Source organism: Nonomuraea typhae (genome assembly GCF_009760925.1).
Classification (GTDB): domain Bacteria; phylum Actinomycetota; class Actinomycetes; order Streptosporangiales; family Streptosporangiaceae; genus Nonomuraea; species Nonomuraea typhae.
Window position 1 is genome coordinate 730,316 of sequence record NZ_VRLV01000002.1, and the last position, 14,815, is coordinate 745,130.

Consider the following 14,815-nt stretch of genomic DNA (forward strand, 5'->3'; position numbering starts at 1 on the left):
CCCTAGGCTTGACCACGTGGGAAACTACGACGCACTGCTGATCCTGTCCTTCGGCGGCCCGGAAGGTCCCGAGGACGTCATGCCCTTCCTCGAGAACGTCGTGCGCGGCCGTAACGTGCCCCGCGCCCGGCTGGAGGAGGTAGCCGAGCACTACCACCACTTCGGCGGGGTCAGCCCGATCAACCGGCAGAACCGCGACCTGATCGAGGCCGTGCGGCCCACCCTGGACGTGCCGGTGTACTGGGGCAACCGCAACTGGGCGCCCTTCGGCGAGGACACGGTGCGGCAGATGAAGGAGGACGGCGTCCGCCGGGCGGCGGTCTTCGCCACCTCCGCCTTCGCCGGGTATTCGAGCTGCCGCCAGTACTACGAGGACATCGCGCGCATCTCCCTGCCCGACGGCCCCGAGCTGGTGAAGCTCCCCCACTACGGCGACCACCCGGGCTTCGTCACGGCCATGGCCGACCGGGTGCGCGAGGCGCTGGCCGGGCTCGGCCGCGACGACGCCCGCCTGATCTTCACCGCGCACAGCATCCCGCTGGCCCACGCCAGGAGCGCCTACGAGAGCGAGCTGCGCCGCAGCGCCGAGCTGGTCGACGCGGCGCTGGGCCGTACCGGCGACTGGGATCTCGTGTGGCAGTCGCGCAGCGGCCCGCCGCAGGTGCCGTGGCTGGAGCCGGACGTCCTGGACCACCTGCGCGAGGTGAAGGCGGGCAGCGTCGTGCTGGCGCCGATCGGGTTCGTCTCCGACCACATGGAAGTCGTCTACGACCTCGACACCGAGGCTGTGCAGGTGGCCGGGGAACTCGGGCTGCCGATGGCGCGGGCGGGCACCGTGGGCACGCACCCGGCGTTCGTGCGCGTGGTCGCCGACCTGATGGCGGGCCCGGAGCCGGTGCCGTGCTCCCTGGAGACCTGTCCTCAGGTGTAGGCACGGGCGTACGCCTCGGCGTAGCCCATGACCTTGTTCACGTAGGACCAGGAGTGGTTGTAGAACCAGATGGCCTTGCGCAGTTTCTCACCGCCCTTGCCGGCGCCGTTGGCGCACAGGTAGTTGGCCGCTCCGGGCACCGCGTCGTAGGGGCTCCAGATGTCCTTCTTGCCGTCGCCGTCCCCGTCCACGCCGTAGGCCTTCCAGGTGGCGGGCATGAACTGCATCGGCCCGAGCGCGCCCGCGCTGGACGGCCCGTTGTTGCGCCCGTGCCCGCTCTCCACCTGGCCGATCGCGGCCAGCACCGTCCACGACAGGCCCGGGCAGCGGGTGGCCGACTGCTTGTACAGCTCCAGGTAGCTGCCGGGGCGCCCGACCGTGGCCACCTTCTGCTCCTGCTGCTGAGGCGGCTGCTGCTGGACGGGCGCGGCGGTACGGCTGCCGCGCAGGGCGACGACCTGGGTGCCTGAGCCGAGGAGCTTGGCCACGCCGCCGGCGCCCACCTTGCCTTCCTTACCGTGAAGCAGCACCGCGACGCCCTGCGCGGCGCCGAGCAGCCGGCCGGTCTCGGCGCTGACGATGCCGTCGATGCCCTTCAGCCCGAGCCCGGCGGAGGCGGCCAGGCGCAGTTCGGGCCCGCCGTCCACCTGGTAGCCGGCGCCGAGCACCATGCCGAGGCGGCGGGCGGAGGCGGCCTCGGCGACCAGTTCGCCGCGGGTCAGCGCGCTCCAGACGGCGGGCTCGTCGGCGACCGCCTTCGGGGTCCAGGAGCGGAAGTCGACGGGGTTGACCGCGAGCAGGTTGAGCCCGGTTCCGGCGATCTTGATGGCGCCGGCGTCCACGACCGTCACCTTCTGCACGTGCTTGAGCCGGGCCAGCGCGTGCCGGGCCTCGGTGGGCACCGTGGCGCGGGCGATGGCCAGGATCCTGGGCGGGGTGGGGGTGACGCCCGGGCCGCCCCTGCCGAAGTCCTTCACCTGCTCGGGGACCATGCTCTCCAGGGGCTCCGGGCGGACCTGCGCCTCCGGGGCGCGACGGGTCTGGGCGGGCTGTGCCGTACCGGCGAAGGGGTCGGCGTCCTGGACGAGCATCACCACGACCCCGCTCGCCACGGTGACGACGGCGACTGCGGCCACGAGCAGCACCGCGGAGCGGATCGAGGGAAGAGCGGACACCCGGGACACGTTACCCAAAATCAGTTGCGGTTCCGTTAGCTCTACATAAGGGTTACATGCGGCGAATGGGGGATCTTGTGGTCGGGCCGTATCGGGAGTTGTTCAGCGAGCCCGGCGTGAAAGGTTTCGTCCTGGCCGGCTTCGTGGGTCGTTTTCCCACGTCGATGCTGGGAATCGGGATCGTCCTGCTGATCTCGGCGCTGACCGGCTCCTACGCCACGGCCGGTGCCGTCGCCGCCGTCGTGAGCCTCGCCTACGCGATCGCCGCCCCCCTTTCGGGCCGGCTCGCCGACCGTTTCGGCCAGAGCCGGGTGATCGTCCCCTTCGCGGTCGTCAACGCGCTGGCGCTGACCGCCCTCCTGCTGAGCGCCGGGCTCGAGCTGCCGGAGTGGGCGTTGTACGCCTCCGGGCTGCTCGTGGGCGCCACCTCGCTGTCGCTGGGCTCGATGGTGCGTGCCCGATGGTCCATGCGGCTGGGCGGCTCGGCCGGGCTGCACACCGCCTTCGCCTTCGAGTCCGTGGCCGACGAGGTCATCTTCGTGACAGGACCGGCCGCGGTGACCCTGCTGGCCACCTACGTGAACCCGTATGCGGGCCTGGTGGTGGCGCTGGCGGCGATGCTGGCCGGCTCGCTGGCGCTGGCCGCGCAGCGGCGCACCCAGCCGCCGGTGGTGCCGGTGCGCTCCGGCGGCGGCACGCCGATCCTCATCCCGGGCGTGGCGTTGTTGTCGGCCGTCTATCTGGCGCTGGGCGCGGTGTTCGGCTCGGTGGACCTGATCACCGTGGCCTTCGCCGAGGAGCACGGGGTGAAGAGCGCCTCGGGGTTCCTGCTGGCCGCGTTCGCGGGCGGCTCGATGGTGTCGGGACTGTGGTTCGGCTCGCGGCACTGGCGGATCTCGCTGCGCGGGCGCTTCGTGCGGGCGCTCGGGGTGTTCGTGGTGGGGCTGCTGCCGATCATGTTCGTGGGCGACGCGCGGGTCATGGCGATCGCGTTGTTCATCGCCGGCCTGGCCATCTCGCCGACGCTCATCACCGGCTTCTCGCTGACCGAGCGGCTGGTGCCGGCCTCGCTGCTGACCGAGGGCATGGCCTGGATCTCGACCTCGATCGGGTTCGGCGTGGCGCTCGGCGCGTGGGCGGGCGGGCGGCTCACCGAGTCGTTCGGCGCCTCCAACGCCTATGGCTTCTCGCTGGCGTGCGCGCTGCTGGCGGCCGTCGTCGGGGTCGCAGGTTCGGGTTTGCTGAGGATTCCCGAAGCTCCTTCACCCGCGAAGAGCTGATCCGCTACGGTCGGGAGATCCCTCAAGCAACACCCATAACTCATGAAAGCTCCATAATGTCCCGACAAATCCTTTCACTTCTAGCTATCGCGGCAGTAACCATCCCTCTGGCCCCAGCGCCCGCGTCCGCCGCCCCCGAGGTGGACTGCACGCAGGTCAAGTGCCTCGCGCTGACCTTCGACGACGGGCCCGGCAAGTACGCTGACAAACTCCTCGACACGCTGAAGAAGCACAACGCGAAGGCGACGTTCTTCCTCGAGGGCCAGTACGTCAAGCAGCGCCCCTCCTTCGCCAAGCGCATGGCCAAGGAGGGCCACGAGATCGGCAACCACAGCTACAAGCACCCGAACTTCATCGACCTCGAACCGGGGGCCATCCGGAACGAGATCAAGAAGACCCAGGACATCATCTACAAGTCGGCCGGGGTCACGCCCAAGCTCCTCCGCCCGCCGTACGGCATGGCCGACATCCAGGTCTCCGACATCGCGGCCGAGTTCGAGATGCCGATCGTGCTGTGGACGGCCGGCTCGCGCGACTGGGCCACCAAGAACGAGGCGGAGATCAAGAAGCAGACCCTGGCGGTCGCCCAGCGCGACGGCATCATCCTGATGCACGACTGGGTCAAGCAGACGGTCGACGTGATGCCCTCGCTCGTCCAGTTGCTCCAGAGCCGCGGCTACACGCTGGTGACCGTCTCGACGCTCCTGAAGAGTCAGAACCTGCAGCCCGGCGACGTCTACCCCCTTCCGGAGGGCTGGGAAAAGTGAGTATCGTTCACGTTTAACGGAACGATCCTCTAGCGGGGGGCGACATGGTCTTCACCAACTGGGCCGGAAACCAGACGAGCACCCCCGCCGAGGTGCGCACCCCCTCCTCCGTCGAGGACGTGGTGCGCGCCGTGCACGACGCCGCCCGCACCGGACGGCACGTCCGCATGGTCGGAACGGGCCACTCCTTCACCGGGGTGGCCCTCACCGACGGCATCATGCTGCGCCCCACCGGCCTGTCCGGCATCAGGACCTGGGACCCCGACCGGGTGACCGTCCTGGCGGGAACCCGGCTCAAGCACCTCAACGAGATGCTCGACCAGCGCGGCCTCGCCCTGGCCAACATGGGCGACATCACCGAGCAGACCGTCGCCGGAGCCATCCAGACCGGCACCCACGGCACCGGCCGCGACAGCGGCGGCCTGGCCGACCAGGTCACCGAGTTCGAACTGGTGCTGGCCGACGGCTCGGTCACCACCGTCAAGCCGGGCGAGGACCTCTTCGACGCCGCCCGGGTCGGACTGGGCGCGCTCGGCATCCTGACCGCGGTCACCCTGCGCGTCGAGCCCGCCTTCCTCCTGCACAACCGGCGCCGCCGCATGTCGCTGACCGGCATCCTGTCCTCACTGGACACCATGACCTCGGCCAACGAGCACCTCGACTTCTTCTGGGTGCCCCACACCGACGCCTGCCTGGTCAAGACCAACAACCGCAACCCCGGGCCGGCCCGGCCGCCGAGCCCGTTCAAGCACTGGCTGGACGCGGTGTTCCTGGAGAACACCGTCTTCGGCGCCGCCTGCGCGCTCGGGGCCCGGGTACCCGCGCTCATCCCGCGGATCAACGCGCTCACCGCCGCGGCGCTCGGGGACTCGGAGTCGGTGGACACCTCTTACAAGATCTTCACGGCTCAGCGGGACGTGCGGTTCCTGGAGATGGAGTACGCCGTTCCCCGGGAGCACCTCGGGCAGGCGCTGCGCGAGACCCGTGACCTCGTCGAGCGGATGGGCTGGCGGATCACGTTCCCGGTCGAGGTGCGGGTGACGCCCCCCAGCACCGCGTGGCTGTCCACGGCGTACGGCCGGGCGTCGGCGTACGTCGCCTGCCACATCTACCGGGACACGCCCAATCCCGGCTACTTCGCGGGCGTGGAGGAGATCATGACGCGCCTCGGGGGACGTCCTCATTGGGGGAAGATGCACACCCAGGACGCGTCCTACTTTTCTACGGTTTATCCGAAATTTCGGGATTTTGTGGAGCTGAGGGATCGGCTGGACCCCCAGCGGATCTTCACCAACGGCTACCTGGAGACCGTCCTCGGCTAACCGCCCGGGATCGTGGCGCGCTCCTGGTCGCCGGCCGGGTCGTCCGGAGGCGGCGTGGCCTCCGCGGGCGGGCCCGTCTGCTCCTCCGGCGGCGTCGAGGTGGGGTCCTCCGTCGGCTCGTCCGTCGCCGTGTTCGTCCACGTCGGCGTGGGCTTCGGCGTCGCCGTCTTGCTCGGCTTCGGCGTGGGGGTGGGTGTCGGCGTGGGCGCCGGCGTGCCGGTCGGGTGCTCCTCGTGCCGCGTCGCGGGGGGCTCCTCCTCCCTCTCGGGCCCGTCCTCCTTCGCCGGAGCCTTGTCCTCCTGAACGGAGGCGGGCTTCTTGCCGGGCAGCTGGTCCGGGATCGACGAGCCGCTGACCGCCTGGTAGACGAGGATCGCGCCCATGCTGATCGCGAAGATCAGGGAGGCGGCGAACCCCAGCTTCAGCCAGGGCAGCGGCTTGCGCCCCTCCGGCTCCGGGAGCGGCCCGCTCTGGAACGTGCCACTCCCCGCCCCCACGGCCGCCATCGGACGGGTGCCACCGTCCTCCTTCACCGCCTCGCGCACGGCTGTCAGGTCGAGCACCTCGGTGTCCTCCGTGGCAGCCGCGCCGTACCGGCTCGTGAGCTCGGGCGGCGGGTCGTCGCGGACGGTGGCGTGCGCCGCGGTGGCCAGTTCGCCCTCGCCGTCGCGGTGCGGCGGCACCTCTCCGCCCGTCTGGTTGTCGCCGAAGGCCAGGACCGCGTGTTCCTTGACCTTCTCGCCGGTCCGCTTCAGGTAGTGCGTGTAGATCGCGCTGCCGACCGTGCTGGCCACGCTGGCCACGGCCGCGCCGATCACCGTCCCCGCCACCCCGAGGTACGAGGCGGCCACCGCCGCCGTCACCGCGGCCAGGGCTCCGCCGAGGACCTGCGGCACGCTCAGCTCGAACCTCCGCTGCTCGCCGCTCATCCTCCGGATCAGTCCCTTCTCGTCATGCGCCTCTTGTCATGCGCCAGGTAAAGAGCTTCTTCGTGAATAGACGCGAGTGCGTGTCCCGTTGTTCCTGTGACGTGCGCGACAGGAAGGCTCAAGGGTCGTGCCCCGCCGATTCGGACTGCCCTCCGTTTATGCCGCCGCGGCCGTGGCCACGGCCGTCACGACCGTCGCTCCGCTGGCCGTCACCCAGCCCGCCTCCGGCCTCTCCGCCCGGCCCCCGGTGACCGAGCCCACACGGCCCTACATCGTGACCGCGCGCAGCCGCGGCGACGTGCGCGACCTGGTCAGTCAAGCGCGCTGGCGGGTCCGCCGCTACTACACCGCCGCCCTGCCCGGCTTCGCGGCATGGCTGAGCGACCGCGAGGCCGCCGAACTCCGCGCCGACCCCCGCGTGCGCTCCCTCGAACCCGACCGGCACGTCCAGCCCATGGACCGCTGGGGCCTCGACCGTCTCGACGAGCGCGAACTCCCCATGGACGGCGGCCGCTTCCGCACCTCGGCCACCGGCCGCGGCACCACGGTCTACGTGCTCGACAGCGGCGTCGACGTCACCCACCGCGAGTTCGGGGACCGAGCCTGGCGCGCCTTCGACGCCACCGGCGGCCGCGGCGCCGACTGCAGCGGCCACGGCACCCACGTGGCCGGCATCGTCGCGGGCCGCACGTACGGCGTGGCGCCGCAGGCCAGGATCGCCTCGGTGAAGGTGCTCGGCTGCGACTCCGGCGCGATGTCGGACGTGATCGCCGGGATCGACTGGGTGCGCGGCCACGCCCGCGGCCCCGCGGTGGCCAACATGTCGATCGCCGGCCGGCCCTCCCCCGCCCTGGACACCGCCGTGCGCAACCTCACCCGGGCCGGCGTCCTGGTCGTCGCGGCGGCCGGCAACTCCGGCGAGAGCGCCTGCTCCCTCTCCCCCGCCCGCAGGGCCTTCGCCGTGGCCGCCACCGACGACGAGGACCGGCGGGCGTCGTTCTCCGGCCACGGCCCCTGCGTCGACCTGTACGCGCCGGGCGTCGACGTGCTGTCCGCCTGGCCCGACGAAAGGACGCGCAAGAAGAGCGGCACCTCACTCGCCGCCCCCCACGTGGCCGGAGTGGCCGCCCTTTACCTGGAGTCCCATCGCGACTCCAGCCCGTCATCTCTCGCGTCTTGGCTCAAGTCCACCGCGACGCGCGGCGCGATTCGTCAGAATCCGACGAGGACCCCTAACCTCCTGCTGCACGCAGGCGGGCTTTAAGGATGGATTCGACAAATGTGACCGGCGTCACAACGCTTGGGGAGTATCCCAGGCAGGCGATGTTCGGACATGCCGGGTACGGTGCTGGCAGGCAACCGGCACACGCGAGAGACTCAAGGGTCCGGGGGAAGAATGAGCGCGCTGACGAAGGGACTCGCATGCAGGAGCTCCGACTCGTCGCGGTGAGTGAGGACGGCACCTACCTCGTCCTGGCGACTGCCGGGCGGGGCACGCGGTTCACGCTCCCCGTGGACGACCGGCTCCGCGCTGCCGTCCGCGGAAACTTCTCCCGTCTCGGCCAGTACGAGATCGAAGTGGAGAGTCCGTTGCGCCCCAAGGAGATCCAGGCTCGCATTCGCGCCGGAGAGACCGCGGAGGAGATCGCCGCGACCGCGGGTATCCCGGTCGAGCGCGTCCGCTGGTTCGAGGGCCCCGTGCTCCAGGAGCGGGAGTACGTCGCCCAGCAGGCGCAGCGCGTCGCCGTACGCATGCCTGGAGAATCCGCGCCAGGTCCGACACTCGGTGACCTCGTCGCCGAACGCCTCACCCGCCGCGGCGTGCCCACCGACGAGATCGACTGGGACTCCGCCAAGCGCGACGACGGCCTGTGGCGGGTCAAGCTCGGCTACGTCTGGAACGGTCACACCCGCCACGCCGAGTGGCTGTTCGACCCGCGCAAGCGGCACGTGACCCCGCACGACGACGAGTCCATGCGGCTGTCGGCGGCCGACTTCGACCCGAACCCGCCGGCCGAGGACACCACGGTCACCCCGTTCACGCCGCGCACCGCCAAACTGCAGCCCGTGCCGCCCCTGCCTTCCGTGGTACGGCACGAGCCCCCTACCGTGGTCCGGCCCGCCGACTACCCGGGGGCCCGCGAGGGCTTCCCGCCGGGACGCGGCGCCCACCCGGCCGCCCGGGACGCCTTCCCGCCGGTCCGCGACCACTTCCCGCCCGGCCGCGACAGCATCCCGCCGGCCCGGGACGCCTTCCCCGGCAGCCGGGACTTCCCCGCTCCTCCGGGCCGGGACTTCCCGGCAACCGGCTCACCCGCCGGACGCGACGGCCTGCCCGCCAACCGGGGAGAGAGCGGCCTCGGCCGCCCGTCCGACGCGCTCGCGTATCCTCCCGACGCCACCTCGCTGAACCGCGGGTATGCGCCCGACGGGACCGTGTCAGGGGAGCGTCCGCCCATCCCGGCCGACACGCGCGGCGAGGAGCCCCTCACCCGGACCCCTGCCAACTGGCACCCGGACTTCTCCACCCCCCGGCCCGACCGGTCGCCGGTGCGGGACGCCGACGCCATCTACGCCCCGGCCCCTGCCGAGCCCACCCCGGCACCCCCGGCACAGCCCGCCCCTGCGGCCTCGGTTCAGCCCGCCTCGGCACCTCCAGTTCAGCCCGCTCCGGTACCCGCGGCACAGCCCGCTCCGGCACCTCCGGCTCAGCCCGCTCCGGCACCCCTGGCACAGCCCGCTCCTGCGGCCTCGGCCCCCGCGCCCACGGCGCAACCTGAGCCTGCTCCGGCGCCCCCGCAGGAGGCCCTTGCCCCTGCGCAGGCGCCCGCTGTGGAGGCGCCCGCTGTGGAGGCGGAGCGTGCGGTGCCGGAACCCGTCGTGTCCGCAGAAGCGCCGGTGGCCGCCCAGCCTGCGGAGGCCGGCGCCCCGCAGGTGGCCGTCAGCGCCCCGCAGGCCGCCCCTGCCCAGCCCGCACAAACGCGACCGGAACCCGCCGTGGCGACCGCCGAGGCCCAGCCGGCCGCGTCAGAGGCCGCGGAATCCAACGTGACTCAGGTGGAGGTCCCCAAGGCCGAGATCCCGCAGGCTGCCATGCAGCAGGCGGAGGCCGTCGCCGAGGTCTCCACGGCCACCGAGGTCTCCGAGGTGGCCGCACCCGAGGCGGCCGAGACGGCCCCGGACCAGGCGCCCGTGGCCGTGGCCACTCAGACCGAGGCTCCCGCAGCCGCTCCGGCCCAGGCTCCGGCCGCGGATCAGGCCCAGGTTCCGGCCGCGGATCAGGCTGAGGTCTCCGAGTCACCGCAGAAGGCCCAGCAGGAGAGCCCGCCCGTGGCGCAGGCCGCGACGGCGGAGCCCTCCGCGTCCGCTGAGGCGCCCGGCCTGCCCAAGGCCGATGCGCCCACGGTCAAGGCGCCCGAGGCGGACTCCACCCCGGCCCAGAACACCCCGGTCCCGGAGACCAAGGAGCCCCAAGCCACGGCAGCGGAGGCCCCGGCACCCAAGGCAGAGGCTCCCCAAAGCCAGGCACCCAAGGCTGAAGCAACCCAGAGCCAGGCACCCAAGGCAGAGGCCGCACAGAGCCAGCCGCCCAGGGCTGAGGCCGCACAGAGCCAGCCCACTGACGCCACCCAGGGCCGGCCCGAGAAGGCCGCGACCGCCGATGTGCCCAAGGCCGAGACGGCAGAAGCCCCGAAGGCCGACGCTTCCCCTGTGGCGAAGACCGAGGCGCCAGAAGCCGAAGCCAAGGCCGAGGCACCGGAAGCCGAGGCTCAGGCGGCCGAGGAGGCCAAGCCTGAGGAGCGCCCGGTGCCGCCGGCCAGGGATGGCAAGGAGGGGCCCGTCCCCAAGCCCAAGCCGAAGGAGCAGCCGCCGGTACCCGTCCCGTCACCGCCTCCGGCCCCCGCGGCGCGGCAGGCGAAGAAGGGTTCGAGGGGACGCCGCGCCTCGGTCCCGACCTGGGACGAGATAATGTTCGGCGCCCGCAAGCAGGACTGACGCCGCATACGCACGGCCGGCCACGGAATCGGCCGGCCGTGCGTCGTGTCGGCGGGCTGTGTGTCCGACTGTCGGGCGCCCGCGGACCGGCCCCGGCGCACGACGGCGGGAGGCGCCCACTCGGCCCCGCCGTAAAGAAACCACCCAGCACCGGAGCTGAGCCCGGCGACGCCCGCGCAACCCCGCCCGAAGAGCCACGCAAAGCGGCCCGCACACGCCTCGCGGCGGCCCGCTCAGAAGGCGCCCGCTCAGAGAACGGGCGGCCTCTCAGAGGACGGGCGGGCGCCCAGAGAACGGGCGGGGCCCAGAGAACAGGCGGGCGCTCAGAGGACGGGCGGGCGCTCCGCGCTGGGGGACAGGAAGGGCGCGATCCAGTCGGGTGTCACCTCGGCCGGGAAGGCGACCGCCTGGGCGTTGGAGACGTCCAGGGCCGAGTAGCCGCCCTCGCCCGCGCCCACGCCCGCCACGAGCGTCACCACGCCCGCGCGGCGCTGGAACCACGTCTGGCGGATCCGCCACCCCACCACGGCCCGCCGCTCGAACACCGCCTGCGAGCGCCGCAGCGACCCCGAGCGCACCGACAGCCGCACCCCGTCGTAGGCGTGCCCCAGCGAGCGGTACCGGTCGAGCCCCAGCGGCACCCCCGCTCCGGCGAGCAGGAGCGCGATCACGGCCAGCGTCCACCACACCCCCGAGCCGATCGTCACCGCGGCGACGGAGGACGCCAGCGCCACACCCGCCCAGGGGGCGATGGCGCGGAACAGGCGCCGCTCGCGCGCCGCGGGCGGGTGGGGGCGCAGCGGGGTGGTGAAGGGGCCGATGGCGGCGTCGGTGACCTGGGTGGCGACGCCGCGGGGGACGTCGGGCAGGAGCTGTCCGCGGGTCTGCGAGTCGCCGAGGCCGGTCACGATGGCCCAGACGCGGACGACGCCGGCCCAGCGTTCGGCGAGGGCGTCGGCGATCTCGTAGCCGCGTACGCGCCCGGCTTCCAGGGAGACGCTTCTGCGGTTGATCAGCCCGCGTTCGGCGACGAGGTAGCCGTCGCGTTCCCTGAGGGTGAAGTCCCAGTTGAACACCGTGTACATGACGCCGCCGACCAGCGGCATCGCGACCACCAGGACGACGGCGGCGATCAGCAGCAGCCAGGGGTGGCCCCAGAGCCACTGGCCGGCGCTCCAGGCGGCGTCGCGGCCGAGGCCGAGCTGTTCGCCCCACTGGAAGGCGAGGCCGATGGCACCGCCCGCCAGCGCGAACGGCGTCAGCAGGTACGCCCCCGACAGCGGCCCGTACAGCAGCCAGCGGCGCGGCACCCGGATGATCACCCGCTCGGCGTCCTGCCGCGGGGCGCCCTCTTCGGCGGCATCCGGCGCCGCGGCCGGGCGGGCGGCGGTGGCGCGGTTGCGGAGCAAGACCGCCTTGAGGCGTTCCGCCTCGGCGAGGGTGACGCCGTCGAGCTCGCCCTCCTGCTCGTCGCCGCCGCTGGCTCCGGTGTCGAGTTTGAGTACGGCGAGGCCGAGCAGGCGGTGCATCGGCGGGGTGGAGATGTCGACGCCCCGGATGCGCTCCAGGGGGATGGTGCGGATGGAGCGGCTGATCAGGGAGCGTTTGATCTCCATGCGGTCGCCGGCGATGAGGTAGCTGAACGTCGCCCAGCGCACGACGGCGAACACCACGGTCCCGAGCACGCCGAGCGCGGCCCACAGGAAGGAACGCGACGAGAACCCGCCGAAGAACAGCACACCGACCAGGGGCAGGACGAGGCTGGGCAGCATACGGACCGGGTCGATCAGCAGCACCTTGGGGCTGAGGCGCAGGGGCGGCGGCTGCGGCGAGGGTTGCGATGGCTCAGGCTGTGGCGACTCGGGCTGCTGTGGTGGCTGACCTGGCCACTGGTGCGCCTCCCCCGGTGGCTGGTCCGGGTGCGCGTGGGCTTCCTGCGGAGGGTACGCGGGAGCCTGAGGCCCGGAGTTCGGGACGGGCCCGGAGAGCGGAGTGGGCGCGGAGAGCGGAGTGGGCGCGGGGGGTGGGGTGGGCGCGGTGCTGGGCGGGGGTGGGGCCGGGTCGGTGGAGTGCCGGGGTTCGCCGGTCATGTGGCGTCGTCCCGGAGCTGCTCGGCACGATGGGCCAGCTGCTCGGCCAGGCCGGCGGCGACGCCGTACTCGAGACCCTTGATGGTCGAGGACCCGGCGTGAGAGGCGGTTCTGATCTCCAGCGTGGCCAGCCCGAACAGGCGCTCCAGCCACCCCTGCGCCTTGTCCACGGTCTGGATCCGGCTCACGGGCACGAACACCCATTCCCTGGTCAGGAACCCGGAACGGGCGTAGACCACGTCCCCGGACAGCTCCCACCGGTGTACGGCGTAGCGGACGAACGGCTCGGCGACCAGGAGCGGCGTGGCCACCAGGCCCACCACCACCGGCAGCACCCACGAGTCGGCGGCGAGCCATCGGGGCACCCACGCCCAGTCGATGCCGTCCAGGAAGCGGGAGACGACGACGGCCCCGCCCACCAGGAACACGAAGCCGATCAGCGACTCCAGCATCCACAGCTGCCTGGCCTTGGGCGAGACGCGGTGCGCCGGGTCGCGCAGCGTCGCCGCTCGGGGCTCGGTTTCAGTCACACCGCTCAGCTTAGGCGGGGTGAGCGTCAGTGGGACGTCAGCGGCCCTCGTCGGGGGTCAGGGAAATGTCAGTGCCGTAGTCCAGAGTTGGTCCATGCGATACGCGCTCGAGGCCGAGGGGCTGGACGCCGACCGAGTGGCGCCGCCAGGGCGGCTGAAGGGCGGCGCCGGTGTCCGGGTGCCGCAGGCACGGCCGCTCGAGTTGACGGGCGAGGTGGCGAAGGTGTCCGGCGGGCGGGCGCCGGCGGCCGCGGCGGGTTCGGGTGCGAGTGCGGGTTCGGGTGCGGCGGGTGCGGGTGCGGCGGGTTCGGGTTCGGGTGTGGTGGCGGTGCGTCGCGTGGATGAGCTCGGGGGCGGTGGCCGGTGGGGCAAGTGACGGGCGTTGGTGTCTCCGGCTTGGGCGGTCGAGCCGGTGGGGTGTGCGCACCGCTGGTCATCCGGGTTGGCGGTGCAGGTCGTGCCGTCGGCCGCTCGGGTGTTGTCGCCGCCGGCCGTTCGAGGGATCGCGCCGTCGGCCGATCCGGGTGTTCCGGGCGGCCGGCCGGTCCGGGGGTGGAGGGCTGGTGACGCGGACGCGGGTGTGAGCAACATCACCGGCCCGACCCAGGCCGTGCCCAGGTGCAACGGCCTCCCTGCGCCCCGGTGGGGCTCGGTGTGGAGGGTGGTGTATTGAGCCGGTATCCGGCTGGTTCCGCGTTCTTGAGCTGGCGCACCGGGTTTTTGCCGGAAGCCGCCCGGAGCCGGGAAACGGGTGGCTGAAAGGCGTGGGCGATCGAGCCGGATGGGCGAACTGTCCGGAGGCGGGTGGCGGGGCGCGCGGCCGGGTGGCGGGAAGGGGCAGGCCACGATGGGTTCGTAGCCGCTGACCTGCGATCTTCATGACGAGGGTGGCGCGGAGGGCCGAGAATGGGGAAGGTCATGCTTGTGTCGAAGCTCACCCCGGGCCTGCTTCGTTTGCGGATGATTTCCCGCGCTTCCTCCGTCACCGACCCTCGCGAAACGGTCGGCGCACCGCCGGGAGCCGCGTAGCATCATCCGGCATGGGGCTGCGTTTCACGGCATCACGCGTGCGGCGGGCCGCCGTCTGTCTGACGGCGGTCGCGATGTCGCTCGCGATGACCGGGTGCGCGCTGTTGCCTGGCCGGTCGCTGGCCAGGGACATCGGTCAGCTCAACGTGACCAGTCCCGAGTTGCGCGAGGACAAGCCGCTGCCTCGCGAGTACTCCTGCAAGGGCAACCAGGGCAGTCCGCCACTGCGCTGGTCGGGTGAGTCGTTGCTGGAGGCCAAGTCGATCGCGATCGTGCTGGACACTCATACCGGTTCGAATGCCGCGGTCAACTGGGTTGTGTACAACATTCCGCCCGACTGGACCGAGCTTGGGCCGAACGCCGCCGAGGCGCTGCCGGACGAGGACACCGGCCAGGCCAAAGTGACGAGCGGCAAGGTGGGTTACGAGCCGCCGTGCGATGACAAGGGCACCTATCGGTTCAGCGTGTATGCGCTGGACGAGCGGGTGTCGGTCTCGGGGGGCGCCCCTCTCCCCGAGGTACTGAAGAGCATCGCGGATCGGACCATCGCGCGCGGTCGCCTGACGGTGGTCAACATCGAGTGAGAGATCGAGCACTGCTGGTAGTAGTGGTTACCAATTCTTCACTTAGGGTGTGACAACGCTCATAGTGGTCCGACAGAATCAGATCCAATTGTTAGACGTCGGTGATCATAGGGGGCAGGTCGCGTCGATGGCCGCGCGATCTCACCGGCGCCACTGGGAGGCCATGGCTTTGAGGGTGGTGC

12 protein-coding genes are annotated in these 14,815 nt (G+C 72.1%); 8 read left to right on the forward strand and 4 right to left on the reverse strand.

All coding sequences use genetic code 11. From position 1 onward, the window contains the following. The first annotated feature begins 16 nt into the window (after window positions 1–16). Window positions 17–931 carry a ferrochelatase gene (locus FVE25_RS09895; RefSeq protein WP_157246107.1) on the forward strand — a complete coding sequence of 305 codons (915 nt, stop codon included), beginning with the start codon at window positions 17–19 and terminating at the stop codon, window positions 929–931. Here FVE25_RS09895 and FVE25_RS09900 read toward each other — a convergent pair. After that, on the reverse strand, window positions 922–2,106 hold the full coding sequence (locus FVE25_RS09900) for a lytic transglycosylase domain-containing protein (protein ID WP_157246108.1): 1,185 nt from the start codon (window positions 2,104–2,106) through the stop codon (window positions 922–924). The two genes, FVE25_RS09895 and FVE25_RS09900, sit on opposite strands and share 10 nt — an antisense overlap. A gap of 65 nt (window positions 2,107–2,171) precedes the next feature. Between FVE25_RS09900 and FVE25_RS09905 the strand changes: the two genes are divergently transcribed. The 3 genes from FVE25_RS09905 (at window position 2,172) to FVE25_RS09915 (ending at window position 5,475) form a co-directional block, all read left to right on the forward strand. After that, window positions 2,172–3,386: an MFS transporter gene (locus tag FVE25_RS09905; protein WP_246266864.1), complete on the forward strand. Its 1,215-nt coding sequence runs from the start codon at window positions 2,172–2,174 to the stop codon at window positions 3,384–3,386. 140 nt (window positions 3,387–3,526) lie between these two features. Beyond that, window positions 3,527–4,153: a polysaccharide deacetylase family protein gene (locus tag FVE25_RS09910; protein WP_246266866.1), complete on the forward strand. Its 627-nt coding sequence runs from the start codon at window positions 3,527–3,529 to the stop codon at window positions 4,151–4,153. A 44-nt stretch (window positions 4,154–4,197) separates the two neighbouring features. Next, window positions 4,198–5,475 (forward strand): D-arabinono-1,4-lactone oxidase, encoded by a 1,278-nt coding sequence (locus tag FVE25_RS09915; RefSeq protein WP_157246110.1) that lies wholly within the window; start codon window positions 4,198–4,200, stop codon window positions 5,473–5,475. Here the strand turns inward: FVE25_RS09915 and FVE25_RS09920 are convergent. Further along, entirely contained in the window at window positions 5,472–6,404 is a 933-nt protein-coding gene (locus tag FVE25_RS09920) for a hypothetical protein (RefSeq protein ID WP_157246111.1), read from the reverse strand. The two genes, FVE25_RS09915 and FVE25_RS09920, sit on opposite strands and share 4 nt — an antisense overlap. A gap of 127 nt (window positions 6,405–6,531) precedes the next feature. Here FVE25_RS09920 and FVE25_RS09925 point away from each other — a divergent pair, with 127 nt between their 5' ends. Together FVE25_RS09925 and sepH are read left to right on the forward strand one after the other, a co-directional pair. Beyond that, complete coding sequence (locus FVE25_RS09925) at window positions 6,532–7,668, forward strand: S8 family peptidase (RefSeq protein WP_157246112.1); 1,137 nt, start codon at window positions 6,532–6,534, stop codon at window positions 7,666–7,668. A 158-nt stretch (window positions 7,669–7,826) separates the two neighbouring features. Continuing rightward, window positions 7,827–10,400, forward strand: a complete 2,574-nt coding sequence (gene sepH / locus FVE25_RS55045; RefSeq protein ID WP_246266868.1) for a septation protein SepH — start codon at window positions 7,827–7,829, stop codon at window positions 10,398–10,400. A gap of 323 nt (window positions 10,401–10,723) precedes the next feature. On the opposite strand, the gene FVE25_RS56220 is transcribed toward sepH, so the two are convergent. Together FVE25_RS56220 and FVE25_RS09940 are read right to left on the reverse strand one after the other, a co-directional pair. Then, complete coding sequence (locus tag FVE25_RS56220; RefSeq protein ID WP_157246113.1) at window positions 10,724–12,196, reverse strand: PH domain-containing protein; 1,473 nt, start codon at window positions 12,194–12,196, stop codon at window positions 10,724–10,726. A 290-nt stretch (window positions 12,197–12,486) separates the two neighbouring features. Next, window positions 12,487–13,020 (reverse strand): PH domain-containing protein, encoded by a 534-nt coding sequence (locus FVE25_RS09940; protein ID WP_246266870.1) that lies wholly within the window; start codon window positions 13,018–13,020, stop codon window positions 12,487–12,489. Between the two features lie 94 nt (window positions 13,021–13,114). Between FVE25_RS09940 and FVE25_RS09945 the strand changes: the two genes are divergently transcribed. Together FVE25_RS09945 and FVE25_RS09950 are read left to right on the forward strand one after the other, a co-directional pair. After that, window positions 13,115–13,396, forward strand: coding sequence for a hypothetical protein (locus tag FVE25_RS09945; protein WP_157246114.1), 282 nt, complete (start codon window positions 13,115–13,117; stop codon window positions 13,394–13,396). Between the two features lie 664 nt (window positions 13,397–14,060). Beyond that, window positions 14,061–14,633: a YbhB/YbcL family Raf kinase inhibitor-like protein gene (locus tag FVE25_RS09950; protein WP_246266871.1), complete on the forward strand. Its 573-nt coding sequence runs from the start codon at window positions 14,061–14,063 to the stop codon at window positions 14,631–14,633. Window positions 14,634–14,815 lie beyond the last annotated feature (182 nt).